Annotated in this window: 21 protein-coding genes; 17 read left to right on the forward strand and 4 right to left on the reverse strand. The window is 63.7% G+C overall.

Annotated features, from left to right (window positions below; all coding sequences use genetic code 11):
* Nucleotides 1-127: 127 nt before the first annotated feature.
* Nucleotides 128-934: an IclR family transcriptional regulator gene (locus ACGYLX_RS15360; RefSeq protein ID WP_322329014.1), complete on the reverse strand. Its 807-nt coding sequence runs from the start codon at nucleotides 932-934 to the stop codon at nucleotides 128-130.
* A gap of 148 nt (nucleotides 935-1082) precedes the next feature.
* Here ACGYLX_RS15360 and ACGYLX_RS15365 point away from each other — a divergent pair, with 148 nt between their 5' ends.
* The 7 genes from ACGYLX_RS15365 (at nucleotide 1083) to ACGYLX_RS15395 (ending at nucleotide 10293) form a co-directional block, all read left to right on the forward strand.
* Nucleotides 1083-2639, forward strand: coding sequence for a M81 family metallopeptidase (locus tag ACGYLX_RS15365; protein WP_394450524.1), 1557 nt, complete (start codon nucleotides 1083-1085; stop codon nucleotides 2637-2639).
* A gap of 33 nt (nucleotides 2640-2672) precedes the next feature.
* Nucleotides 2673-4283, forward strand: a complete 1611-nt coding sequence (locus ACGYLX_RS15370) for an ABC transporter substrate-binding protein (RefSeq protein WP_067266946.1) — start codon at nucleotides 2673-2675, stop codon at nucleotides 4281-4283.
* Between the two features lie 112 nt (nucleotides 4284-4395).
* Nucleotides 4396-5337, forward strand: a complete 942-nt coding sequence (locus tag ACGYLX_RS15375) for an ABC transporter permease (protein WP_394450526.1) — start codon at nucleotides 4396-4398, stop codon at nucleotides 5335-5337.
* A gap of 1 nt (nucleotide 5338) precedes the next feature.
* Nucleotides 5339-6226, forward strand: coding sequence for an ABC transporter permease (locus ACGYLX_RS15380; RefSeq protein WP_394450528.1), 888 nt, complete (start codon nucleotides 5339-5341; stop codon nucleotides 6224-6226).
* A gap of 3 nt (nucleotides 6227-6229) precedes the next feature.
* Nucleotides 6230-7915 (forward strand): ABC transporter ATP-binding protein, encoded by a 1686-nt coding sequence (locus tag ACGYLX_RS15385; RefSeq protein ID WP_394450530.1) that lies wholly within the window; start codon nucleotides 6230-6232, stop codon nucleotides 7913-7915.
* Nucleotides 7912-9084: a M20 aminoacylase family protein gene (locus tag ACGYLX_RS15390; protein ID WP_394450533.1), complete on the forward strand. Its 1173-nt coding sequence runs from the start codon at nucleotides 7912-7914 to the stop codon at nucleotides 9082-9084. The genes ACGYLX_RS15385 and ACGYLX_RS15390 overlap by 4 nt, the downstream gene beginning before the upstream one ends.
* A 69-nt stretch (nucleotides 9085-9153) precedes the next feature.
* Complete coding sequence (locus ACGYLX_RS15395) at nucleotides 9154-10293, forward strand: M20/M25/M40 family metallo-hydrolase (RefSeq protein WP_209217115.1); 1140 nt, start codon at nucleotides 9154-9156, stop codon at nucleotides 10291-10293.
* A gap of 23 nt (nucleotides 10294-10316) precedes the next feature.
* Here the strand turns inward: ACGYLX_RS15395 and ACGYLX_RS15400 are convergent, their stop codons facing one another.
* The gene (locus ACGYLX_RS15400) at nucleotides 10317-11210 is read right to left on the reverse strand and encodes an AraC family transcriptional regulator N-terminal domain-containing protein (protein ID WP_394450535.1); all 894 of its coding nucleotides are present in this window, start codon (nucleotides 11208-11210) and stop codon (nucleotides 10317-10319) included.
* A 154-nt stretch (nucleotides 11211-11364) separates the two neighbouring features.
* On the opposite strand from ACGYLX_RS15400, the gene ACGYLX_RS15405 reads away from it, so the two are divergent.
* The 7 genes from ACGYLX_RS15405 to ACGYLX_RS15435 all read left to right on the forward strand — a co-directional run bounded on the left by ACGYLX_RS15405 (nucleotide 11365) and on the right by ACGYLX_RS15435 (nucleotide 18231).
* Entirely contained in the window at nucleotides 11365-12312 is a 948-nt protein-coding gene (locus tag ACGYLX_RS15405) for an SDR family oxidoreductase (protein WP_394450537.1), read from the forward strand.
* Nucleotides 12313-12546: 234 nt separating this feature from the next.
* Nucleotides 12547-13677, forward strand: a complete 1131-nt coding sequence (locus tag ACGYLX_RS15410) for a TRAP transporter substrate-binding protein (RefSeq protein WP_394413657.1) — start codon at nucleotides 12547-12549, stop codon at nucleotides 13675-13677.
* Between the two features lie 74 nt (nucleotides 13678-13751).
* The gene (locus tag ACGYLX_RS15415; RefSeq protein WP_093928097.1) at nucleotides 13752-14336 is read left to right on the forward strand and encodes a TRAP transporter small permease subunit; all 585 of its coding nucleotides are present in this window, start codon (nucleotides 13752-13754) and stop codon (nucleotides 14334-14336) included.
* On the forward strand, nucleotides 14333-15751 hold the full coding sequence (locus tag ACGYLX_RS15420) for a TRAP transporter large permease subunit (protein ID WP_168613426.1): 1419 nt from the start codon (nucleotides 14333-14335) through the stop codon (nucleotides 15749-15751). Before ACGYLX_RS15415 ends, ACGYLX_RS15420 begins: the two co-directional genes overlap by 4 nt.
* A complete protein-coding gene (locus ACGYLX_RS15425) occupies nucleotides 15741-17096 on the forward strand; it encodes an amidase (RefSeq protein ID WP_394450539.1) in 1356 nt (451 codons plus the stop codon). The genes ACGYLX_RS15420 and ACGYLX_RS15425 overlap by 11 nt, the downstream gene beginning before the upstream one ends.
* A 10-nt stretch (nucleotides 17097-17106) precedes the next feature.
* A complete protein-coding gene (locus ACGYLX_RS15430; protein ID WP_209217120.1) occupies nucleotides 17107-17268 on the forward strand; it encodes a hypothetical protein in 162 nt (53 codons plus the stop codon).
* Nucleotides 17269-17271: 3 nt separating this feature from the next.
* Nucleotides 17272-18231, forward strand: coding sequence for a 2-hydroxyacid dehydrogenase (locus ACGYLX_RS15435; protein ID WP_394450541.1), 960 nt, complete (start codon nucleotides 17272-17274; stop codon nucleotides 18229-18231).
* A gap of 13 nt (nucleotides 18232-18244) precedes the next feature.
* On the opposite strand, the gene ACGYLX_RS15440 is transcribed toward ACGYLX_RS15435, so the two are convergent.
* Nucleotides 18245-19180 (reverse strand): DMT family transporter, encoded by a 936-nt coding sequence (locus tag ACGYLX_RS15440; RefSeq protein WP_394450543.1) that lies wholly within the window; start codon nucleotides 19178-19180, stop codon nucleotides 18245-18247.
* Nucleotides 19181-19198: 18 nt separating this feature from the next.
* Nucleotides 19199-19732, reverse strand: a complete 534-nt coding sequence (locus tag ACGYLX_RS15445) for a TetR/AcrR family transcriptional regulator (protein ID WP_394450545.1) — start codon at nucleotides 19730-19732, stop codon at nucleotides 19199-19201.
* A gap of 87 nt (nucleotides 19733-19819) precedes the next feature.
* On the opposite strand from ACGYLX_RS15445, the gene ACGYLX_RS15450 reads away from it, so the two are divergent.
* The 3 genes from ACGYLX_RS15450 (at nucleotide 19820) to ACGYLX_RS15460 (ending at nucleotide 23146) form a co-directional block, all read left to right on the forward strand.
* A complete protein-coding gene (locus tag ACGYLX_RS15450) occupies nucleotides 19820-20890 on the forward strand; it encodes an alcohol dehydrogenase family protein (protein ID WP_394450547.1) in 1071 nt (356 codons plus the stop codon).
* A gap of 198 nt (nucleotides 20891-21088) precedes the next feature.
* The gene (locus ACGYLX_RS15455; RefSeq protein ID WP_394450629.1) at nucleotides 21089-22216 is read left to right on the forward strand and encodes an ROK family transcriptional regulator; all 1128 of its coding nucleotides are present in this window, start codon (nucleotides 21089-21091) and stop codon (nucleotides 22214-22216) included.
* A gap of 3 nt (nucleotides 22217-22219) precedes the next feature.
* A complete protein-coding gene (locus ACGYLX_RS15460) occupies nucleotides 22220-23146 on the forward strand; it encodes a carbohydrate kinase (RefSeq protein WP_394450549.1) in 927 nt (308 codons plus the stop codon).
* Nucleotides 23147-23175: the final 29 nt, after the last annotated feature.

Genomic DNA, 23175 nt, shown 5'->3' on the forward strand with positions numbered 1-23175 from the left:
TCGTTTTCAAAGCCGCATCCGCGCCCTGATGTCGCGAACTTCGGAGAAAGAATTTAGCAACGCAAGTAAATTCGCGGCGAAACCCTTTGCCGAAGGCGGGGGTGGCTATATTCGAGGCTTTGGGCGGTCACCCGGCCATGATGGCGCTGGCGGCCTCTATGGCGAGGGGGGCAGCCTTGGCGACAAATTCCTCCGGCGTGTATTCTGAGAGGGAGCCTGCGAGATGTATCGCGCTGAGAGGCGCGCCGTTCCGGTCGGTGATGGCAACGCCCACCGCCACTTCGCCCAAGGCATATTCATCGCAGACCACGGCAAAGCGGTTTTCGCGGGCGATGCTAAGCTCGGCCATGATCGCTTCGGGATCGGTCTTGGTGCTGGCGGTGAAGGGGTGCAAGGGCGCGCGGGTAAGGATTTCGCGCGCCGCGTCATCGGAAAGCTGAGCCAGCGCGGCACGCCCGCCCGCGGTGCAAAAGGTCGGCACGCTATGGCCCACGAGGGTGGCGAAAAAGGTCTCGCGTTTGCTTTGCATGCGCAGGGCATAGATCAGGCGCGTCTCGTCATAGAGGCTGAGATCGACCCGTTCGCGCAGGGATTTGCGCAGTTCCAGCAGGACCGGCGTGGCTTTCTGCACCACGGGGTCGAGCCGCAGCAGATCAAGCGTGTGATCGAGCAGGCGGATCCCCGGCAGGTAGCCCCGGTCATCCCCGCTGCGCCGGATATAGCCGAGTTTGGTGAGCGTATGGACCAGCCGTTGCGCCGCGGATCGGTCGATGCCTGCGGTCTTGGCGATGTCGGAAAGGGTCATCGGCCCGGTCGCGTTGTGAAAGGCGCCCAGCACCTGCATTGCGCGATCTGCCGCCCGGACGAACAAACGGTCGTCCTCTGCCTGATTCTGCGCCGCCTGCGGGGCGTCTTCACGGAAAAATCTACTCATAAATGGCCTGTAGTTGACGAATCGTTAAAGCGCCGCTTACGCTTGCTGTGCACTATAGATGTATTGCAATGCGATACACAATGGGCGTGGTCCCGCGGATGACGGGGCCGAGAAGGCGAAGGAGACAGGTTTGGAAAGCGGTTCTGGAATGCGCGTGGCTGTTGCGGGCTTTCTGCACGAGACAAACACATTCGCCCCCAATCCGGCGGATATGCAGGCTTTCCAACTGGGCGGCGGCTATGTCCCCATGGTGCGCGGCGCGGCGGTGTTGCCCGCCTTCGAAGAGGTTAACCTTGGCATGGCGGGCGCGCTGCGGGTGGGCCAGGCGCAGGGTTGGGACATCGTGCCGATCCTCTGGGCGGGGGCGATCCCTTCGGCCCATGTCAGCCGCGACGCCTATGAGACTATTGCGGGTGAGATCATCGAAGGCATTCAGGACGCCGGGCCGCTCGACGGGGTCTTTCTGGACCTGCACGGCGCCATGGTGGCGGAGCATCTCGATGACGGGGAAGGGGAGCTTGTCCGCCGTCTGCGTGCGGTCGTGGGGCCGGAGGTGCCCATCGCCACGGCGCTGGATCTGCACGGCAATATCTCTGAAGATTTCGTTGCGAATGTCGATGTGCTTGTCGGTTTTCGCACCTATCCGCATGTGGACATGGCAGATACCGGCGCTGCCGCGGCCCGCCAGCTTGACCGGATCATGACCACCGGGCAGCGTCCGGCCAAAGCCTTTCGCCAGATGTCATATCTGGTGCCGATCCCGTTTCAATCGACCGAAATGTCGCCGGGGCGTGAACTTTATGAGGGGGTCGCCGCCTGCGAAGCCGCGGGGGCGCTCTCGGCCAGCCTGTTCATGGGCTTCCCGGCGGCGGATATTCCCGATTGCGGCCCCGTGGCCGTCGCCTATGGCGCGACGCAGACTGCAGCAGACGCCGCCGCCGACAGGCTTGCCGCAGCCTATGAGGCGGCAGCGCCCGCCTTTTTGGAAAATGAGGCCTATGATCCCGACAGGGCGGTGGCCGAAGCGCTGTCGCGTGCCGCAGGGCCGGGGCGCGGGCCTGTGGTCATCGCTGACACTCAAGACAACCCCGGCGCGGGCGGCGTATCGGCCACCACGGGCATGTTGCGCGCGCTCGTCAAGGCCGAGGCCCAGAACGCGGCCATCGGGTTGATCGTCGACCCCGCCGCCGCCGAAGCGGCGCATCAGGCCGGGGTCGGTGCCGAGGTTAACCTGCGCCTTGGCGGACATGCCGACATCACGGATGACGCGCCGTTTGAAACGGTGGCGACGGTTCAGCATCTTTGCGACGGAACCCTGCGCGCGACCGGCCCCTATTATGGCGGCACGGCGCTGAACCTCGGCCCTTCGGCCTGTCTGCGCATCGGCGGGGTCCATGTCGTCGTGACCAGCCGCATCGCCCAGATGGCCGACCGCGAGATGTTCCGCTTTGTCGGCATCCAACCTGAAGAGATGGATCTCTTGGTGGTCAAAAGCTCTACCCATTTCCGGGCAGACTTTGCCCCCATCGCGCGCGACATCCTTGTCGCCTGTGCGCCGGGGCCGATGCCCCTCAATCCAGCCGATTTGCCCTTCACGCGCCTGCGTGCGGGGCTTCGGCTGTCTCCGAATGGCCCCCGGTTCGGGGCCAAGGGTGCCCAAAGCGCACCACCTGACCAGGGCGGCAAGACCGCCGTGGCCCAATAAAAACCAAAAGATCACTCAACAAGGGAAAACCACATGATACCTCTACGATCGGCACTGAAACAGTCGCGCGGACTTGCCGCCGCCTTTGCCGCGACCACGGCGCTTTTGGCACCCGGCTCTCTGGCGGCGCAGGATGGCGAAACGACCATCACCGCGGTCATGCACTCGGGCCTGCGGGTTCTCGATCCGGTCATCACCACCGCGCATATCACCCGCAACCACGGTTATATGGTCTATGATGTGCTGACCGCCGTGGACGAAAACTTTGAGCCGCAGCCCCAGATGGCCAGCTGGGACGTCTCGGATGACGGGCTCGTCTATACTTTCACCCTGCGCGATGGGCTGATGTTCCATGACGGCGCGCCGGTGACTGGCGAAGATGTCGTGGCCTCGCTCAAACGCTGGGGCAAGCGTGACGGCGGCGGGCAGTTGATCTTTGACGTGACCGAGAGCCTTGAAGCCAGCGACGAGAAGACTGTCGTCTGGACCCTGACCGAGCCTTTCGGCCCGCTCTTGTCGGTGATCTCCAAACAATCCGCCGTGCCGCCTTTCATCATGCCCAAGCGTGTGGCCGAAACCTCGGCGGATGAGACGATCACGGAATATATCGGCTCCGGCCCCTTCGTCTTTAACCAAGATGAATACGAGCCTGGCGTGAACGTCACCTATGAGAAGTTCGACGACTACGTCCCGCGTGACGAGGAAGCCTCGTGGATGGCGGGTGGCAAGGTGGTCAATGTCGACCGTGTGGTCTGGACCACGATGCCCGACGCGCTCACTGCGATCAACGCGCTTTCGGCGGGGGAGATTGACTATCTTGAACAGGTGCAGATCGACCTGCTGCCGATCCTCGACGCCAGCCCCGAGGTCACGGTCGAGACCCGCGATGACCTTGGCTATGTCACCATCGGTCGGCCCAACCACCTGCACCCGCCCTTTGACAACAAGCTAGTCCGTCAGGCGGCGATGGCGGCGCTGGACCAAGAATCCATGCTGCAAACGATGCAGGGCGACCCCGCCTATTACAACGTCTGCGGCGCGATCTTTGGCTGTTCGACCCCTCTGGGCGACGAAGCGGATGCTGAGATCGTGACCGGCGGCGCGGATCCGGAAAAGGCGAAGGCCCTGCTCGAAGAGGCGGGCTATGATGGCACGCCCATCGTGCTGATGGCGCCGACGGATGTGATCAGCCTGATCAACCAGCCGGTGGTGGCCGCCCAAGCCCTGCGCGAAGCAGGTTTCGAAGTCGACATGCAGTCGATGGACTGGCAATCGGTCGTTCAGCGCCGCGCCCAGCAAAGCCCTGTCTCTGAGGGCGGCTGGAACATGTTCTTCACCAACTGGATGGTGCCCGAGATTTCGGACCCGCTGACCAATGTGATGGTCAGTGGCCGTGGCGATGAGGCGTGGTTCGGATGGCCCGACGACCCCAAGGTCGAAGAGCTGCGCGCGAAGTTCATGAAGGCCGAAGGGCCCGAGGCGCAAAAGGAAGTGGCCGTCGAGATCCAGAAACACGTCATGGATAACGTCAACTACATCATGATGGGTGAATATCTGATCCCGCAGGCGCGTCGCAACACGATCCAGAACATGCTGCCATCGCCCGTGCCGGTGTTTTGGAACATGACCAAAGAGGCGGAGTAATCCAGCCTTTCGGAGGGCGCGGCCGCCGCGCTCTCCACCGTCATCTCTGCCCGCAGGCAGCGCCCCCGCTTCCGGGTCTGCCTTCTTTCCGCCGAAAGGGACCTTCCGGAAAATGCTCGTCTATATCCTGAAGCGCGTCTTGGCCACGATCCCGGTCATGCTGATCGTCGCCATCTTCGTCTTCCTCCTGCTGCGTCTCACCCCCGGTGATCCGGCAGCCATTCTCGCCGGCGATGCCGCCACCCCTGCACAGCTTGAACGGATCCGTGACCGTCTGGGTCTGAACGATCCGCTGCTGACACAGTTCTTCACATGGATCGGGCAATTGCTGCGCGGCGATCTGGGCGTATCGCTTTTGTCGAACACCTCCGTGGCGGGCATGTTGGGCGACCGGCTGGGGCCGACCATCAACATCGCGCTGATGACCATCACCATCTCTGTCCTGCTGGCGGTGCCGATGGGCGTGATCGCCGCATGGCGTCACCGCACTTGGGTCGACTTTCTGGTAATGTCCTTCTCGGTGCTGGGCTTTTCGGTGCCGGTCTTCGTGATCGGCTATATCCTGATCCAAGTCTTCGCGATCGAACTGCGTTGGGTGCCGGTGCAGGGCTACAAGGCGCCCTCGGAGGGCATCGGGCCGTTCTTCTCGCGCGCCATTCTGCCCTCGCTCACGCTGGCCACCATCTATGTGGCGCTCATCGCGCGGATGACGCGGGCCTCCATGCTCGAAGTGCTGGGCGAAGATTACATCCGCACCGCGCGGGCCAAGGGCGTGCGCGAGAATGTCGTGCTGTTTCGCCATGCGCTGCGCAATGCCGCCGTGCCGATCTTGACGATCATCGGCACCGGTTTCGCGCTGCTGATCTCGGGCGTGGTGGTGACGGAAAGCGTCTTTAACATCCCCGGCATCGGGCGGCTTACGGTCGATGCAATCCTCGCGCGCGACTACCCCGTCATTCAGGCGATGATCCTGCTGACGGCGGGCATCTACGTCTTCGTGAACCTCTTGGTTGACGTCTCCTATTCATTCTTCGACCCAAGGATCCGGTACTGACATGATCGAGCAACCCCAATCCCGTCACAGCGCCTTTCAGGTGCTGACCGGACTGCTTTCCCTGCCTGCGGGCGCAAGGGTCGGTATCGGCCCGCTACTGGCGGCGCTTATCCTCGTGGCCATCGTGCTCGCGTCGATCTTGGCGCCGCTCTACGTGCCCTATGACCCGCTGGCGATGAACTCCGCCGCGCGGCTCAAGCCGCCTTCCGAAGAGTATCTTCTGGGCACCGATCCCTATGGCCGCGACACCTTCTCGCGGGTGATGACCGGCGGGCGCGTGTCGCTGCTGATCGGGGTCGGGGCGGCTTTGGTCAGCGTTGCTATCGGCTTGGCCATCGGCCTTGTGGCTGGCTTCTTTCGTATGGCCGACAGCATCATCATGCGGATCATGGACAGTCTCATGGCGATCCCCGCGATCCTGCTGGCGATTGCCTTGGTGGCGCTGAACGGGCCAAGCCTCGGCTCGGTCATCATCGCCATCACCGTGCCCGAGGTGCCGCGCGTGGTCAGGCTCGTGCGCTCGGTCGTGCTTTCGGCGCGAGAGGAGCCTTATGTCGAGGCCGCTATCGCGCTCGGCTCGTCCATGCCCAAAATCTTGATCCAGCACCTGATGCCCAACACCATGGCGCCGCTGATCGTGCAGGGCACTTATATCTGCGCCTCGGCAATCCTGATCGAGGCGATTCTGAGCTTTCTGGGCGCGGGCGTCAGCACCGAGATCCCCACGTGGGGCAACATCATGGCCGAGGGGCGGACCTATTTCCAGATCAAGCCGGGGCTGATCTTCTGGCCGGGGCTGCTGCTGTCGCTTTGCATCCTGTCGATCAACCTTTTGGGCGACACCGCGCGCGATCTGCTCGACCCGCGCATGAAGAAACGGGAGGGCTGAGAGATGCAGTTCAAGACCAAAGACTTCTCCGACGCGCGTGAGGTGCTCAAAGTGCGCGACCTGCGCATCGGGCTTGCCGGGCGGCCACAGGCGAAACCGGTGATCGACGGGATCGACCTCACCATCCGCGCGGGCGAGACGCATTGCTTGGTGGGTGAATCTGGCTCAGGCAAATCCGTGACCTCGCTGGCGGCTATGGGGCTGCTGCCGAAATCGGCGCTGGAGGTGCAAAGCGGCAGCATCACGTTGGACGATTTCGAGATCACCAGCGCCAGCCACGCGCAAATGCGCCAGCTGCGCGCGCGGCGGATCGCGATGATCTTCCAAGAGCCGATGACCGCGCTGAACCCCGTGCTGCGGGTGGGCGAGCAGATCATGGAAGTGCTCAACATGCATAGCGATCTGAGCCAATCCGAGGCCAAGAAACGCACGCTCGACATGATGGATCAGGTGCATCTGCCGGATGTGAACCGCATCTTCAGCGCCTTCCCGCACCAGCTTTCCGGCGGGCAGCGCCAGCGCATCATGATCGCCATGGCGCTGATCCTCGACCCCGATCTGCTGATCGCGGATGAGCCGACGACGGCGCTGGACGTGACCACGCAGTTGCAGATCCTCAAGCTCATCGCCGAGATGCAAGAGCGCCACGGCACCGCCGTGCTTTTCATCACCCATGACATGGGCGTGGTGGCCGAGATCGCGGATACCGTGACGGTGATGCAGCAGGGCAAGATCGTCGAACGCGCGCCGATTGAAAAGCTGCTGACCAAGCCGGAGAAGGAATATACCCGCACCCTGCTGACCGCTGTGCCCAACCTCACCCCGCGGCCCGCAAGGGCGGCGGCATCGCAAAGCGAAGTGGTGCGTGTGGCCGGGCTCGACATGACTTATGGCGGCGGCGGTTTCCTGCGCCGCAGCGAGGGTGTGAAAGCCGCGCAGGAGGTCAGCTTTACCATCAAACCGGGGCGGACGCTGGGCATCGTGGGGGAGTCCGGTTCGGGCAAATCCACCGTGGCGCGGGCCATCATGCGACTGATCGACCCGACAGCGGGGAGCGTGAATGTCGCGGGGACCGAGATCGCCAAACTCTCCCGCCGTCAGCTGCGCGACCACCGCAAACATCTGCAAATCGTGTTCCAAGACCCTTACCGTTCGCTCAACCCGCGTTGGACCGTGGCGCGCAGCCTTTGCGAAGGGCCGATCAACTTCGGCACCCCGCGCGAAGAGGCGATGCGCCATGCGGCTGAACTGATGGAATTGGTGGACCTGCCGCGCGATGCACTCGACCGCTATCCGCATCAATTCTCAGGCGGGCAGCGCCAGCGTATCGCCATCGCGCGGGCGGTGGCGATGAAGCCCGATCTGCTGGTCGCGGATGAGGCCGTCTCGGCCCTTGATGTGAGCGTGCAGGCGCAGGTGCTCGACCTTTTGGATGACATCCAAGAGAAGTTCGGCGTGGCCATGCTTTTCATCACCCATGACCTGCGGGTCGCCGCGCAGATTTGTGACGAGGTCTTGGTCATGCAGCGCGGGCAGGTCGTTGAATACGGCCCTGCGGGCGATGTGCTGGCCAACCCGCATCACGACTACACACGCAACCTGATCGAAGCGGCCCCGGGCCGCCATTGGGATTTTGCTAACTACCGCGCGCTCGGCAGCGCCACCATGACGACAGGAGCCACCGCATGACCGTCCTTCCCAAGATCGAAGCCTTTGCCGCCGATCTCACCGCCATCCGCCAAGATATCCACGCCCATCCCGAACTGGGGTTCGAAGAGGTCCGCACCGCGGGCATCGTGGCCGAAAAGCTGCGCGCCTATGGCGTGGACGAGGTGCATGAAGGGCTGGGCGGCACCGGGGTTGTCGGCATCATCAAGGGCGCGGGCGGTGGCAACCGCCGTGTCGGGCTACGCGCGGATATGGACGCGCTGCCGATTGTCGAAGATTCCGGCGTGCCCTATGCCTCGACCAACCCCGGGCGGATGCATGCCTGTGGCCATGACGGCCACACCACCATGCTCTTGGGCGCAGCGCGCTATCTGGCGGAAACCCGTGATTTCGACGGCACCGTGGTGCTGATCTTTCAACCTGCCGAGGAAGGCTTGGGCGGCGCGCGCCGGATGCTGGAGGAGGGGCTCTTCGAGAAATTCCCTTGCGACGAAATCTACGGCATGCACAACGATCCGAATGCAGAGCCGGGCGTGGTCAATGTCACCCCCGGTGCGGCGATGGCGGGGGCGGCCTTTTTCGATATCACAGTCAAAGGCACCGGCAGCCACGCCGCCATGCCGCATCAGTCGCGCGATCCCATCGTCATCGGCACGGCGCTGGTGCAGCAGTTGCAATCGGTCGTCAGCCGCAACACCCCGCCGACCAAGCCGATCGTGCTTTCGGTGACCAAATTCAACGCGGGCTCGGCCTATAACGTGGTGCCAGATACCGCCAGTATTGCGGGCACGATCCGGTACTTCCACCAAGACGTGATCGAGATGGCCGAGGCCCGGATGCGCGAACTCTGCGCCGGTATGGCCAGCGCCTATGGGATCGAGATCGAAGTCGACATCCGTAACGTCTTTGACGTGTTGATGAACGACCCTGAACTGACCACCGCCTATGTCGAAGCAGCGGCCAGCGTGGTGGGCGGCGAGAACGCCCATGTCTCGACCGAACAGGCCAGCGGGTCGGAGGATTTTGCCGATATGCTGAAGGTCGTGCCGGGGGCCTATTGCCGCGTGGGCCATGCGGGCAGCGTGCCTTTGCACAACCCCGGCTTCGTGCTGGACGACGCCATTTTGCCTGTCGGTGCCTCGATCTACGCGCGGATTGTCGAGACGCGCCTGCCAAAGGTCGGCGGCTAGGCCCTTGCGCCAATCATTTAATTTAAGCCAACCGCCCGCTGTCGCGCGGCGGAGGAAAGGATATTGAACATGACCAACCCGCTCGATCTGCCTTTTGATACCGAAGAGATGCTCACCGGGCTGCGCCCATGGATCGAAACTGAAAGCCCCACATTCGACGGGGCGGCGGTGAACCGGATGATGGATGTGGCGCAGCACGATCTGGCGGTCTTGGGCGCACGGACAGAGCGTATCCCAAGCCCCATGGGGCTGGGCGACAGCCTGCGCGCTGAAATGCCCCATCCCCGCGCGGGCGAGGGGGGCATCCTGCTTTTGGGTCATATGGACACGGTTCACCCGCTCGGCACCTTGGCGAGCCTGCCTTACAAACGCGAAGGCGATATCTGCTACGGCCCCGGTCTGATGGACATGAAGGGCGGCAACTACGTCTACCTCGATGCGCTGCGCAAGCTACAGGCCGCCGGGGTCGAGACGCCGCTGCCGGTGACGGTGCTTTTCACCCCGGATGAGGAGATCGGCACCCCCGCCACCCGCCGTCTGATCGAAGAAGAGGCGAAGCGCCATAAATACATCCTCGTCCCCGAACCTGCCCGCCCCGACGGCGGCGCGGTGATCGGGCGCTACGCCATCGCGCGATTCAACCTCCAGACCCGGGGGCGCCCCAGCCACGCGGGCTGGGCGCTCTCCGAAGGCCGCTCGGCCATCGCGGAGATGGCCAAGGCCGTGGGCACGATCGAAGGCATGACCACCGAGGATTGCACCTTCTCGCTTGGGGTCTTTCACGCGGGCCAATGGGTCAACTGCGTCTCCTCGGTCTGCGACGCCGAAGTGCTCACCATGGCAAAAACGCAAGAGCAGCTCGACGCAGGCGTGGAAAAGATGATGGCGCTGAACTCGGACGAAGGCGACGTGATCATGGAAATCCGCCGCGGCGTCACCCGCCCGGTTTGGGAACCCGACCAGCCCGGCACGATGGCGATGCTGAAGCTCGCGCAGGAGATTGGGGGCGAACTGGGGATCGAGATCACCGGAAGCTCTGCCGGGGGCGGATCGGACGGTAATTTCACCGGCTTTCTTGGCCTGCCGACGCTGGATTCCATCGGCGTGCGCGGCAAGGGGCTGCATACGTTGCAGGAGCATATCTATGTCGACAGCCTCACCGAACGTGCGAAACTGGCGGCGGGGCTGTTCTGTCGCTTGACGGCTTGAGGGGGGAGGGGCGGAGACCCCCTCTAAACCACCCCCGCCACTAGCTGCTGCGCGTCGCCCCATTCGCGGGGGGATTGGCCGTACATGCGTTTGAACTCTCGGCTGAATTGCGAGGCGCTGACATAGCCCACTGCCAATGCCGCTTCGCTGACCGTGGCGCCGCCTGCGATTTTCACGGCGGCATTGTTCAGGCGCATGGATTTGACGAATTGTATCGGCGACATCGTCGTTACCTGTTTGAACTTGCGGTGAAATACCGCGCGGCTCATGCCCGCGCGTTGGGCCATGGCATCGATAGAGATGGGCGCGTCGAGATGGGCCGCGACATGCGAGATGGCCCGCGCCACGGCATTGCCCGCCCCGAAGGCCCGCCGCGCAAAGAGCCCTGCCTCTCCTTTCAGGATGGCGTAGTACAGCTCCCGCAGGCGCGCTTCGGCCAGCACGGCGCGGTCGGTTTCGCTTTCGCTCAATTGCAGCAGGCGTAGCAGGGCGTCGGAGAAGGCCCCGTCCCATGCCGCGAGTTTGATCCCCTCGGCGCGCAGGTCGGCGGGGGCAGGGGGGAAGAGGCTCCCCGCGCTTTCCATTTCGAGCGAAAGCTCCGCCATCAGCCGCGCATCCAAAGCGATGTAGACGCCGAATAGCGGGGTCTGGGGCGAGGCGCTTGGCGTGCCCGCTTTGACCGGCATCGACATGGGGCAGCACATATAGCGGCTGTCGTCATAGACATAGCGCTGACCGTCAAGCACGGCCTCTTTCGCGCCGCTGACGATGGCGATGACAGAGGGTTCATAGACCGCAGGCGCGCAAGGGATCGCGCTGGTCGCCCGGAAATACTGCACGCCCTTGATGCCGGTCTCGGTCAGCCCGTCGGCATGGCTGTGCCGTTCGATGATATGGCGGATTTGGTCTTTGCTCATGCGTGGAGATTAGGACCGCATGAGCGTTTCATGCAATGGCTGTGAGAGGATCAGGCAAGTAATCGCGACAATCCGGTCTATTTCCGTAGGGGGCTGAGATTTATCTGCAGGGTCAACGGGGCGCGATGCCTCAGTAAAGCTAAGGAACGAGACCATGACAGATAAGACTTTCGGCGCGCACGGCTGGACCCCTGAGCAGATTGACGGGGTAGAGGGGAAGACCTTCGTGATCACCGGGGCCAATGCGGGGGCCGGATTTCAGGCAGCGCGGACCTTGCTGAGCAAAGGTGCCGCGGTGGTGATGCTGAACCGCAGCGCGGAACGGTCAGCAGAGGCGGTGGCCAAGCTGAATGACGAATTTGGCGCAGCGGCGCAGGTGCGTTTCGTGCAGATGGACCTTGCCGATTTGCCGTCGGTGCGCCGCGCGGCGGCAGAGGTTCTGCGCGACATTCCCCGCATTGATGCGCTGATCTGCAACGCCGCCATCGCGCAGGTGCCAAACCGCCAGTTGACCAAGGCGGGCCACGAAAGCCAGCTCGGCACCAATCACTACGGCCACTTCCTGCTCTGCGGCATGCTCTTCGACAGGATCGACGAAAGCAATGGCCGGATCGTGGTGGTGGCAAGCCTTGGTTACAAGATGGGCCTGCGCACCATCCAGTTCGACGACATGAACTGGGACAAGAATTACCGCGCCAACCCAGCCTATAGCCAAAGCAAGCTGGCGCAGATGATGTTTGCCTATGAGTTGCAGGACCGCGTCGCGCGGGCGGGGAGGAACGTGGCGGTCTATGTCTGTCACCCCGGTGCCTCGGCCACCTCTTTGATCAGCACCAGCGGCGGGCTGATGACCCGGTTCACTTGGTGGCTGATGTCGAAATTGCCGATCGTTCAAACGGCGGAGCGCGGCGCATATCCCGAGGTCATGTGCGCCACCGAGGATGGGCTGGAGCAGCGCGCGCTTTACGGCCCTACAGGCCGGATGGAGATGGTCGGCCCGGTCGGGCGCGGCAGGTTGGAGCCCTATGCCTATGACAAAGAGACGATGGTCAGGCTCTGGGAGCGGTCCGAGGCGGAAACCGGCTTTCGCTGGGCGGTTTGAGGGGCGGGCGGGGCCTGTCTCCGCCCTGCTCAGAACGCGCGATATCCGCAGGCCATCCGCGCCGAAGGAGAGTGTCGATTTTCGCAGCGTTTGCACAATAAAGTTGCACTTGAAGAGTCCCTTGCGGACTATTCTTGCCAAATGAGATCATTTGGTTAGTCTCTGATCTCGGGTCGCCCGACCAATAGCGTATTTCAAGTAAGCAAAGGGGCGGCCACTCTGGGAGGAGGAAACATGACTGAGACTAAAAAGTTCAATCGACGTTCGTTCCTGACGAAGTCCGCACTTGCTGGGGGGGCGGCGACGGGGAGCATGCTGGCCGCACCGGCGGTGCTGGCCCAAGCGCCGATCGTCATCAAGATGCAGACGTCGTGGAACGACGCGAACATCTGGCAAGACTTTGCCCGCGATTATGCGACGCGGGTCGAGGAAATGTCAGGCGGGCGTCTGAAGGTCGACGTGTTGCCCGCGGGCGCGGTCGTGGCGGCGTTTCAGGTGCTTGATGCGGTGAACGACGGTCTGATCGACGCGGCGCATTCGGTGCCCGTCTATTGGTACGGCAAGAACAAGGCCGCATCGCTCTTTGGCACCGGCCCGGTTTTCGGCGGCTCTGCCACCACGATGCTGTCGTGGTTCTATCAGGGCGGCGGTCAGGAACTCTATAACGAGCTGACGCAGGACATCATGGGCCTCGACGTTGTGGGCTACATGGGCTTCCCGATGTTCGCTCAGCCCTTCGGCTGGTTCAAGAATGAGGTCAATACCGTCGACGACCTGCAAGGCTTTAAATACCGCACCGTGGGTCTGGCGGCCGATCTGATGGCCAAGCTGGGCATGTCGGTGGCACAATTGCCGGGCGGTGAGATCGTGCCCGCGATGGAGCGTGGCGTGATCGACGCCTTTGAGTTCAACAACCCCTCGTCGGACAAGGACTTTGGCGCGCAGGACGTGGCTAAGAACTACTACCTGTCGTCCTATCACCAAGCCTCCGAGAGCTTTGAGTTCCTGTTCTCCAAGATGTTCCTCGAAGACCTCGACCCCGATCTTCAGGCAATCTTGAAATACGCGGTCGAGGCGGCCTCGACCGCGAACACGGCCAAGGCGATGGACCGCTATTCGGCGGACCTTCAGTTCCTGCAAAACGAGGCTGGCGTGACCGTGCGGCGCACGTCCAAGGAAATCTTGGATGCGCAGCTTAAAGCATGGGATGAACTGATCCCCGAGCTGGAATCCGATCCCTTCATGAAAAAGACCCTCGACAGCCAGCGCGAATGGGTCGACCGCGTGGCCTATTACGAGTTGATGAACTCGCCGGATTACGGGCTTGCTTATGAGCATTACTTCCCCGGCAAGATCAAAATGTGATCACGCATACCCGCAAGTAATGAGGCCCCCGACGCCACCATGCGCCGGGGGCTCTACGAGACATTGGGGACATCATGATATCTTTCATTCGGTTCGCCGATAACCTTTCCGCATGGTTCGGCAAGGCTTTCGCTTGGCTCATCTTGCTGATGTCCATCGGCACGGGCTACGAAGTTTTTGTGCGCTATGTGCTGAACAATCCCACGGCTTGGGCGCTGGACGTGTCCTTCATCATGTATGGCACGCTCTTTATGATGGGCGGGGCCTATACGCTTTCGCGGGGCGGCCATGTGCGGGGGGATTTCCTCTACCGGCTGTTCCAGCCGCGCACCCAAGGCATGATCGACCTCGTGCTCTATATCATCTTCTTTTTCCCCGGCGTCACCGCGCTGATCCTCGCAGGTTGGAAATATGCCGCTCGCTCGTGGTCATACGGCGAGGTGTCGGTCAACAGCCCGGCGGGGGTTCCGATCTATCAATTCAAGGCGATCATCGTGGCGGCGGGCATCCTGCTGTTCATCCAAGGCATCGCGCAGGTTTGCCGCTGTCTCATCGCCATACGTTCCAACTACTGGCTCGAAGCCGAGGAAGACGTCTTTGAGACCGAAGACCTCATGATGCGCGAAGCCAACAAGGCCGAAAAGGGCCATCTCACATGACCGATCCGCAAATCGCCCTGATGATGCTTGGGCTGTTCATCGTCTTTGTTTTCCTGGGCTTTCCGATTGCTTTCACGCTGATGGCGATGGGCATCGGCTTTGGCTACTACGCCTATTTCGACGCGCGCCGCATGTGGCGCAGTTTCGACCGGCTGGACGAGGGGGCCGGCCAATGGGAGCAATGGTCGACCTGGATAGATGGGTTCTTCAACAACCGAATATTCGACCTTTTCGTGAACCAGACCTTCACGGTCATGTCGAACGAAGTGCTCACGGCGGTGCCGCTGTTCCTCTTCATGGGCTATATCGTGGAGCGGTCGAATATCGTCGACCGGCTGTTCACCACGCTCAACATCGCCTCCAAAAACATCCCCGGCTCCATGGGCGTGGCCGCGCTGATCACCTGCGCGCTCTTCGCCACCGCCACCGGCATCGTCGGCGCGGTGGTGACGCTGATGGGGCTTCTGGCCCTGCCCGCGATGCTGAAGGCGCGCTACAACCCGTCCTTTGCCGCCGGCATCATCTGCGCGGGGGGCACGCTGGGCATCCTGATCCCGCCTTCGATCATGCTGATCGTCTATGCGGCGGCGACCAATGTTTCCATCGTGCGGCTTTATGCGGCCGCACTCCTGCCGGGGCTCACGCTCGTGGGTCTTTACCTGATCTACATCATCGGGCGCTCGCTGTTGCAGCCCTCCTCGGCCCCGCGCCCCACGGCGGATGAGGTGCCAGACATGCCGATGGGCAAGCTGTTGCTGATGATCGCCACCTCCTTCCTGCCGCTGGCCTTCCTCATTTTCGCGGTGCTCGGCTCGATCCTCTTCGGCCTCGCCACCCCGACAGAGGCGGCCTCGATCGGGGCGCTTGGCGGCATCTTCCTCGCCTTCCTTTACCGCGCGATGACATGGCAGCGGATGCGCGAAAGCGTGTATCTCACGGTGCGCACCACGGCGATGGTCTGCTGGCTCTTTGTCGGTTCCTACACTTTCTCGGCGGTATTCTCCTACCTCGGCGGGGAGCATGTGATCTCGGAGTTCGTGCAGTCGCTGAACCTGTCGCCGATCATGTTCCTGATCCTCGCGCAGCTCATCATCTTCCTGCTGGGCTGGCCGCTGGAATGGTCCGAGATTATCATCATCTTCGTGCCGATCTTCCTGCCGCTTCTGGCCGTCTTTGAGATCGACCCGCTGTTCTTCGGCATCCTCGTGGCGCTGAACTTGCAGACCTCGTTCCTAACGCCACCGATGGCCATGTCGGCCTATTACCTCAAGGGGATCGCCCCGCCCGAGTTGCGGCTGACGCAGATCTTCGCGGGCGTCATGCCCTTCCTGTTCTGCGTGATCCTGTCGATGGTGCTGATGTATGTCTTCCCTCAGATCGTCTTCTACCTACCGGAGGTGTTCTATGGGCGTTGAGGCACGGATGACCGCCCCGGCAGCCCTTGGCGTGGTCGAGCTGCGGGACCGTTTGGCGACCGGCGCATTGGATGCGCTGGCGCTGGTGGAAAGCTACATCGCGCGGATCGAAGCGCGCGAAGGGGTGGTGGGCGCTTGGGCGTGGTTCGATCCCGAGTTCGCCCGCGCGCAGGCTCGCACGCTCGACAGTTATCGCCGGGCGGGCAGGCCGCTCGGGCGCTTGCACGGGCTGCCGGTGGGGCTGAAAGACGTGATCGACACCCGCAGCATCCCGACTGAGAACGGCGCTGCGCAGGACAAGGCGCGCGTGCCGCTGCGTGATGCTTTCATCGTGGAGCGGCTTAAGTCCGAGGGCGCGATCATCATGGGCAAGACGGTCACGACCGAGCTTGCCTTCATGCACCCGAACAAGACCACCAATCCGCACAACCCTGACCATACCCCCGGCGGCTCGTCCCAAGGGTCGGCGGCGGCGGTGGCCGACGGGATGGTGCCCTTGGCCATCGGCACGCAGACCGGCGGGTCGGTGATCCGGCCTGCGTCCTTTTGCGGGGTTACCGGGTTCAAACCAACCTTCGGCGCGATCCCGCGCCGGGGGGTGCTGACGCAATCGCCCTCGCTCGACACCATTGGCGTCTTTGCCAGCGATCCCGCCGGGGCCGCGCTGATGGCCGAGGTGCTGTTCGGCCATGACCCCGAAGACCGCGCGACCGAGCTTGCCCCGGCCCCCGCGCTCTTGGCCGAGGCCACCAGCCCGCCGCCGATCCCGCCGGTCTTCGGTTTCGTCCGCCCGCCGGGATGGGAGGACGCCGATCCGCAGCTTCACGCCGCCTTCGAAGAATTGGTTGCGGCCCTTGGCGATCAGGCTTTCGAGATGCCCCTGCCGCCGGTCTTCAACGAGGCTGCCGAGGCGCGCAAACGCATCAACTTTGCCGAGATGGCCTATCACTACTACCCCTATCTGCGCGACGGGGCCGAGCTGCTCTCGCCCGTGGCGCGGGAGGCGATGGAGGCGGGCAACAAGGTGTTGGCTCGCGATTACCAATCGGCCCGTGACCTGCCCAAAGTGCTGACCGCCGCGCTGGAAGAGCTGCTGACCCGTTGCGATGTGCTGCTTTGTCCCGCGGCCACCGGCCCCGCGCCGCGCGGGTTAGAGACGACCGGCGATCCGATCTTCAACGGTCTCTGGACGCTCTGCGGTAGCCCCTGTGTGTCGCTGCCGTTGATGACCTCGGAAGAGGGGCTGCCGATGGGGGTGCAACTGGTCGGCGGTCACGGTCAAGACGGGCGTCTGATGCGCAGCGCCCAGTGGCTTTTCGACTGGGCCGATGGTGCAACTGAATGAGGATGAGACCATGAACCGCCTACTTGCCCTGCTCGCCTTTACCGCGATTGCGGTGTTTTTGCTGATCCTCGCCGTAGAGGTGCCCAGCATCGACCTGATCATCATCGTCGCGGTGACCTTGGCCTTTGTGGCCTATGACTTTTTCACCTCCAGCCGGAAAGATCGGGACTGAGCCATGAGCAAACCCGTCATCTGGATCACGCGGCAGCTCTCCGAGGCCACGCTCGACCGCGCGCGGCGGGATTACGAGGTGATCTGGGAACCCGCCGACAAGCCCGGCAGCGCCGAGGACATCATCGCGATGAGCGCGCGGGTCGATGGTATGATCCCCTGCCATTCCGAACATTTCAGCGCCGAGGTGGTGGCCCGACTTGCCCCCCGGCTCAAGATCATCGCGAACCATTCCGTGGGCGTCGATCACTGCGATCTGCCCAGCCTCAAGGCGCGGGGGATCGTGGTGACGAACACGCCCGGCGTTTTGTCGGATGCCACGGCGGAACTGGCGCTGATGTTGATGCTGGGGGCGGCCCGTCACGCGGTTGCCGGGGACCGGCTGGTGCGCAGCGGGAAGTGGCAGTCGTGGTCGCCTGCGATGCTGGTGGGAAAACAGCTTTCCGGCGCGCGGCTTGGCATCATCGGGATGGGCGGCGTGGGCCGGGCCTTTGCCCGCAAGGCGCGGGGGCTGGACATGGAAATACATTACCACAACCGCCGCCGTCTGGACCCGGAAGCGGAGGCGGGGGCCACCTATCACGCCGAATTGGACGATCTGCTGGCGGTCTCGGACTTCCTCTCGCTGCACTGCCCCGCCACGCATGAGACGGTGGGCCTGATGAACGCCGCGCGCTTAGCGCGACTGCCCAAAGGCTGTGTGATCGTCAACACCGCGCGGGGCAATCTGGTGGATGAGGCGGCGCTGCTCGACGCGCTCACCTCGGGCCATGTCGGGGCGGCGGGGTTGGATTGCTTCGTGACCGAGCCGGGCGGCAACCCGGCCTTTGCGGCCCATGACAACGTGATGATGATGCCCCATGTCGGCAGCGCCACCGTGGCCACCCGTGATGCGATGGGCTTCAAGGCGCTGGACAATCTCGACCATTTCTTCCGGGGCGAGACGCCGCCGGATCAGCTTTAGCGGCAGCGGCCCTTTAGGTGGCGCGTGGCGGCGGGGCAGGTGTGTGCCGCCGCAGCCGCCGCGGGGCGGGCAGGGTGATGATGGCCAAACAGCCGATCACCAGCGCCACGCCGACCCAACCCTGCGGGGGCAGGCGCTCGCCCACGATGACCACGGCCAGCACCGCCGCGACGACCGGCTCGAACAGTGTGATCACGGTGGCCGTGCTCGCCTCCACCCGGGCGAGGCCGTAGCCGAAGGCGATATAGCCCAGAAACATCGGTACAGCGGCCATGTAGAGCCCCACCGCGGCGTTAGTCCAAGAGGCCAGAAACGCCCCGCCCGAGACCGCCAGCACCGGCATCAGCAAGAGCCCGCCCAGCCCAAAGGTCGCCCCCATGGCCACGGCAGAGCCGGTGCCTTGCAACATCATCCGGCGCGCGCTCCATGAATAAAGTGCGTAGGTGAAGCCGCCGATCAGCCCCAGCAAAACGCCCAGAGGGACGGAAGGCGCGCTTACGGCGCTGTCATGGGCATCGCCCTCGGCCAAGCAGATCAGCCCCATGCCGATCAGCCCGACCGCCGCGCCGAAGGACCAGCGCAGGGTCAGGCGTCGGCCATCCAACAGGTATTCGATCAGCGCCGAGAGCAGCGGGGCGGAGCCGATGGTGATGACCGTGCCCACCGTTACCCCCGCCAGCCGCATCGCGCCGTAAAAGGCCAGCGGATAGACCGCCACGGCCAGCGCGCCGATGACTAGCAGGCGGCGCTGTTGCCAGAGCCGCCGCCGTTGGTTCAGGATGCCCCGCCCGGCCAAGAGGGCCTGTGCGATCCCGCCCAGCCCCATGGCAGCGGCACCGATGGCGGCGGCGCTGACCTCGGGGGCGAAGGTGGCGGCGGTGCCGGTCGTGCCCCAGACTACGGCGGCGAAAAGGATGGCGATCACGCCCCAGCGGTGGCCCTGCATCATGGAAACGTCCCTAGCATGTCATTGGTGCTGGCGCGCATCGCGCAGCAGCGTTTTGGCCAAATGCTGCGCAGCGGTCACCGCCTGCGCCCCGCGTAGCGGCCAAGTCTGTGTGAGCCCTTCGAGGATCAACAGCAACTCGGTCTCCGCCCCCGGCAGATCGGCGGCTGCGGCGGCCTTGGCCGCGACCTCGGCCTTATGGCGCGAGAGCAAGGCGTGTAGTTTTTCGCTGCCGGGGTCGGCGGCGACGGCGGCGTGGAACAGGCAGCCGTGAGAGGTTTCCGTTTCCATCCACTGCCCAACGCGCGCCAGAATTGTCTCCAGCGCCTCCGCAGGCGCATCGGGCAGATCGCCGAAGACCAGCGCGAGGTAGCGTTGTTGCCGGTTCTCTAGTGCCGCCAGCACCATTTCGGCGCGCGAGGGGGTGTATTTGTAGAGCGTGCGCAGGCTCACCCCGGCCGCATCGCGCAGGTCTTCGACGCTGGGTTCGGCAAAGCCGCGCGTGGCAAAGGCGCGTTCCAGCCCGGCGGCGATCTTGCTTTTGGTATCTATCATGCTTGACGATGTAGAGGGATCGCTCTACCTACGCAAGTAGAGCAATCATTCTACATTTGACAATCCTACCCTGAAGGAGCCCGCGCGATGACACTACCAGAGACCATGAAAGCCATGCTGCTGACCGGCCACGGCGGCTTGGACAAGCTAGAATGGCGCGAAGATGTCGCGGTGCTAAAGCCCGCCGCCGGAGAGGTTCTGGTCCGCGTCGGCGCGGCGGCGGTGAACAACACGGATGTGAACACGCGCACGGGCTGGTATTCCAAAGCGGTGCGCGGCGACACTGGTTCGGCGGCGAGCGAAGGCTACGATGGCGCGTCGGACGCCGATGGCGGCTGGTCTGGCGCTTTGAGCTTTCCGCGCATCCAAGGGGCCGATTGCTGCGGAGAGGTCGTGGCCGTGGGCGCGGGTGTCGATCAAGGCCGCATCGGCGAACGGGTTTTGATCCGGCCCATGTACAGCCCGGCGGGCGCGGGGCCGGATGATCTCGTCACCTTCGGATCGGAGCGGGACGGCGGTTTTGCGGAATATGCAACCGCCGAGGCTAGCATTGCGCTGCGGGTCGATAGCACCCTCACGGACGTTGAACTCGCCTCCTTTCCCTGCGCCTTTTCGACGGCCGAGGGGATGATACAGCGGGCCGCTTTGGGGGCTGAACGTGTGTTGATCACCGGCGCCTCGGGCGGGGTCGGCTCTGCGGCGGTGCAGCTGGCCAAACGGCGCGGCGCGCATGTGACGGCGGTGACCAGCCCCGGCAAGATGGAGGCGCTGAAGGCGCTTGGCGCGGATGAGACGTTCGACCGGGATGCGGCCCTGCCGGAGGACAGCTATGACGTGGTGCTCGACCTCGTGGGCGGGGCGGGTTGGCCCAAGCTGCTCGACGCGCTGGTGACGCGCGGTCGCTATGTGACCTCGGGCGCGATTGCCGGGCCGATCGTGGAGTTGGACCTGCGCACGCTTTACCTCAAGGACCTGACACTGTTGGGCAGCACCCGACAAGAGCCGAGCGTTTTTGCCGATCTGGTGGGCTATATCGAACGCGGGGAAATCCGGCCTGTTGTGGCGGAAACCTATGCGCTGCGCGATCTGAAGCAGGCGCAGGAGGCGTTCATCGAAAAGTCCCATATGGGGAAAATCGGGATCACTGTGGCGGATTAACCGCAAAAGCGGGCCGCTCGCTTTTGGGCGGTCGGCCCTTCATCGCGGAATAAGTCAATTGGATTGATTTAAGCGTTGACTCACTTGCTCCCATCTGGGATTTCTCCGGTGAAACGCCGCATGAACCGGGGGGAGGCCAGTTTGCAGCAGCTACAGACCGTCGCCGACCGCGCCGCGCGCGGCTCGAACCAGAGCGGGATGCGGGCCTATAACGAACGGCTCGTCCTGTCGCTCATCCGGCGCAGCGGGCCGACGTCCAAGGCCGAGATTGCCCGGCTCACGGGCCTGTCGGCGCAGACCGTCTCCGTCATCATGCGCGCCCTCGAAGCCGAGGGTCTGCTGAAGAAAGGCGCGCGGGTGCGGGGCCGGGTGGGGCAGCCATCGGTGCCGATCAGCCTGAACGCCGAGGGCGCGTTTTTTCTGGGGCTAAAGGTCGGGCGGCGCAGCGTCGAATTGATCCTGACCGATTTCGAAGGGCAGGTGACCCGCCACAGCAGCGAGACCTACGCCCATCCCACGCCCGAGGCGGTCATGGCCTTTGCCGCGCGCGCTTTGCGGGACGCGCTTGCCTCCCTCTCCGTCGAGCAGCAGGCGCGGGTGGCCGGGCTGGGCGTGGCCCTGCCGTTCGGCATGTGGGAATGGGAGGTCGCGGGCGGCGATCTGAGTGCGTGGCAGACCTTCGATATCGAAGCGGCTTTGGCGGAACTGGTCGATCTGCCGATCTATATCTGCAATGACACCTCTGCTGCCTGCGGCGCGGAACTGGTCTTTGGCGCGCAGGACAAGCCGCGCGATTTCCTCTATTTCTACATTGGCTATTTCGTCGGCGGCGGGCTGGTGCTGGACAGCAAGCTCTACACCGGCAAAAGCGGCAATGCCGGGGCGCTCGGCTCCATGCCGTTGGCCGGAGATGCGGCGCGGCAATTGGTCGATGTGGCCTCTTTGGCGACTTTAGAGGGCGCCTTGCAAGAGGCCGGAGAGACCCGCCGCGCCCCTTGGAGCGATCCGGCGGCTTGGGGCTTTGGCGATGACATTTTGCACCCATGGCTCGACAGCACGACCGAGGCATTGGCGCAGGCGATCCGGGTCGCGACATGTTTGATTGATTTCGACACGGTGATGATCGACGGGTCGGTGCCCGCAGAGGTTCGCGCCGAATTGGTCGCCCGCACCCGCCGCCACCTCGCCGCCCGGCCCCTGCCGGGCGTCACCCTTCCCGAATTGCGCGAAGGCACCGTCGGCAGCGATGCCCGCGCGCTCGGCGCGGCGAGCCTGCCGCTTTCGGACCGTTTCCTCGTCGACCGTGACGCATTTTTGAAAGGCTGACAGATGATCCTTTGCTGCGGAGAAGCCCTGATCGATATGATCCCCAGCCCGACCAAGGCGGGCCCCGATGGCTTTGTGCCCCATGCGGGCGGGGCGGTGTTCAACACGGCCATCGCATTGGGGCGGCTCGGTGCGCAGGTGGGGATGCTCTCGGGCCTGTCGTCGGACATGTTCGGGCGGCAGTTGGTCGACGGGTTGAAGGCAAGCCATGTGGATGTGTCGCATGTTGTCCTGTCCGACCGTCCGACGACGCTGGCCTTCGTGCGGCTGGTGGGCGGCCATGCGACCTATGATTTCTATGACGAAAACTCCGCCGGGCGGATGATCACGCCCGAGGATATGCCCGCACTGTCGAGCGAGGTTTCGGCGCTCTATTTCGGCGGGATCAGTCTGGCCTGCGAGCCGGGGGCGGATGCCTATGCCGAGCTATTGGCGCGCAACGCCGAGGGCCGCGCGGTAATGATCGACCCCAACATCCGCCCCGGTTTTATCCAGGATATCGAACGCTATCGCCAAAGGCTCGACCGGATGCTGGCGCTGTCAGATATCGTGAAAGTGTCGGATGAGGACCTGAACTGGATCAACCCCGCGCCGCTGTCGCTGCGCGACAAGGTGGCCGAGTTGCTGAAGAAGGGCCCATCGGTTGTCATCCTGACTCGCGGGGGCGAGGGGGCGACGGGCTATCTGGCGAATGGCGAAGAGGTGCAAGTGCCCGCCGTGAAAGCCGAAATCGTTGATACGGTCGGCGCGGGCGACACGTTCAATGCAGGCGTTCTGGCCAAGATGTCGGAGCTTGGGCAATTGCATAAATCTGCGCTTGCCACCCTTGCGCCAGAGGTGCTTTCCGAAGCGCTGGCCTATGGCGCGCGGGTTGCCGCCGTGACCGTTTCGCGGGCCGGGGCGAACCCGCCTTGGGTAGAGGAAATATGAAATGTTGAAGAACCACCTATCTTTTTCGC

The sequence above is a fragment of the Sulfitobacter sp. 1A13496 genome (assembly GCF_043557225.1).
In the GTDB taxonomy this organism is placed as follows: Bacteria; Pseudomonadota; Alphaproteobacteria; order Rhodobacterales; family Rhodobacteraceae; genus Sulfitobacter; species Sulfitobacter faviae.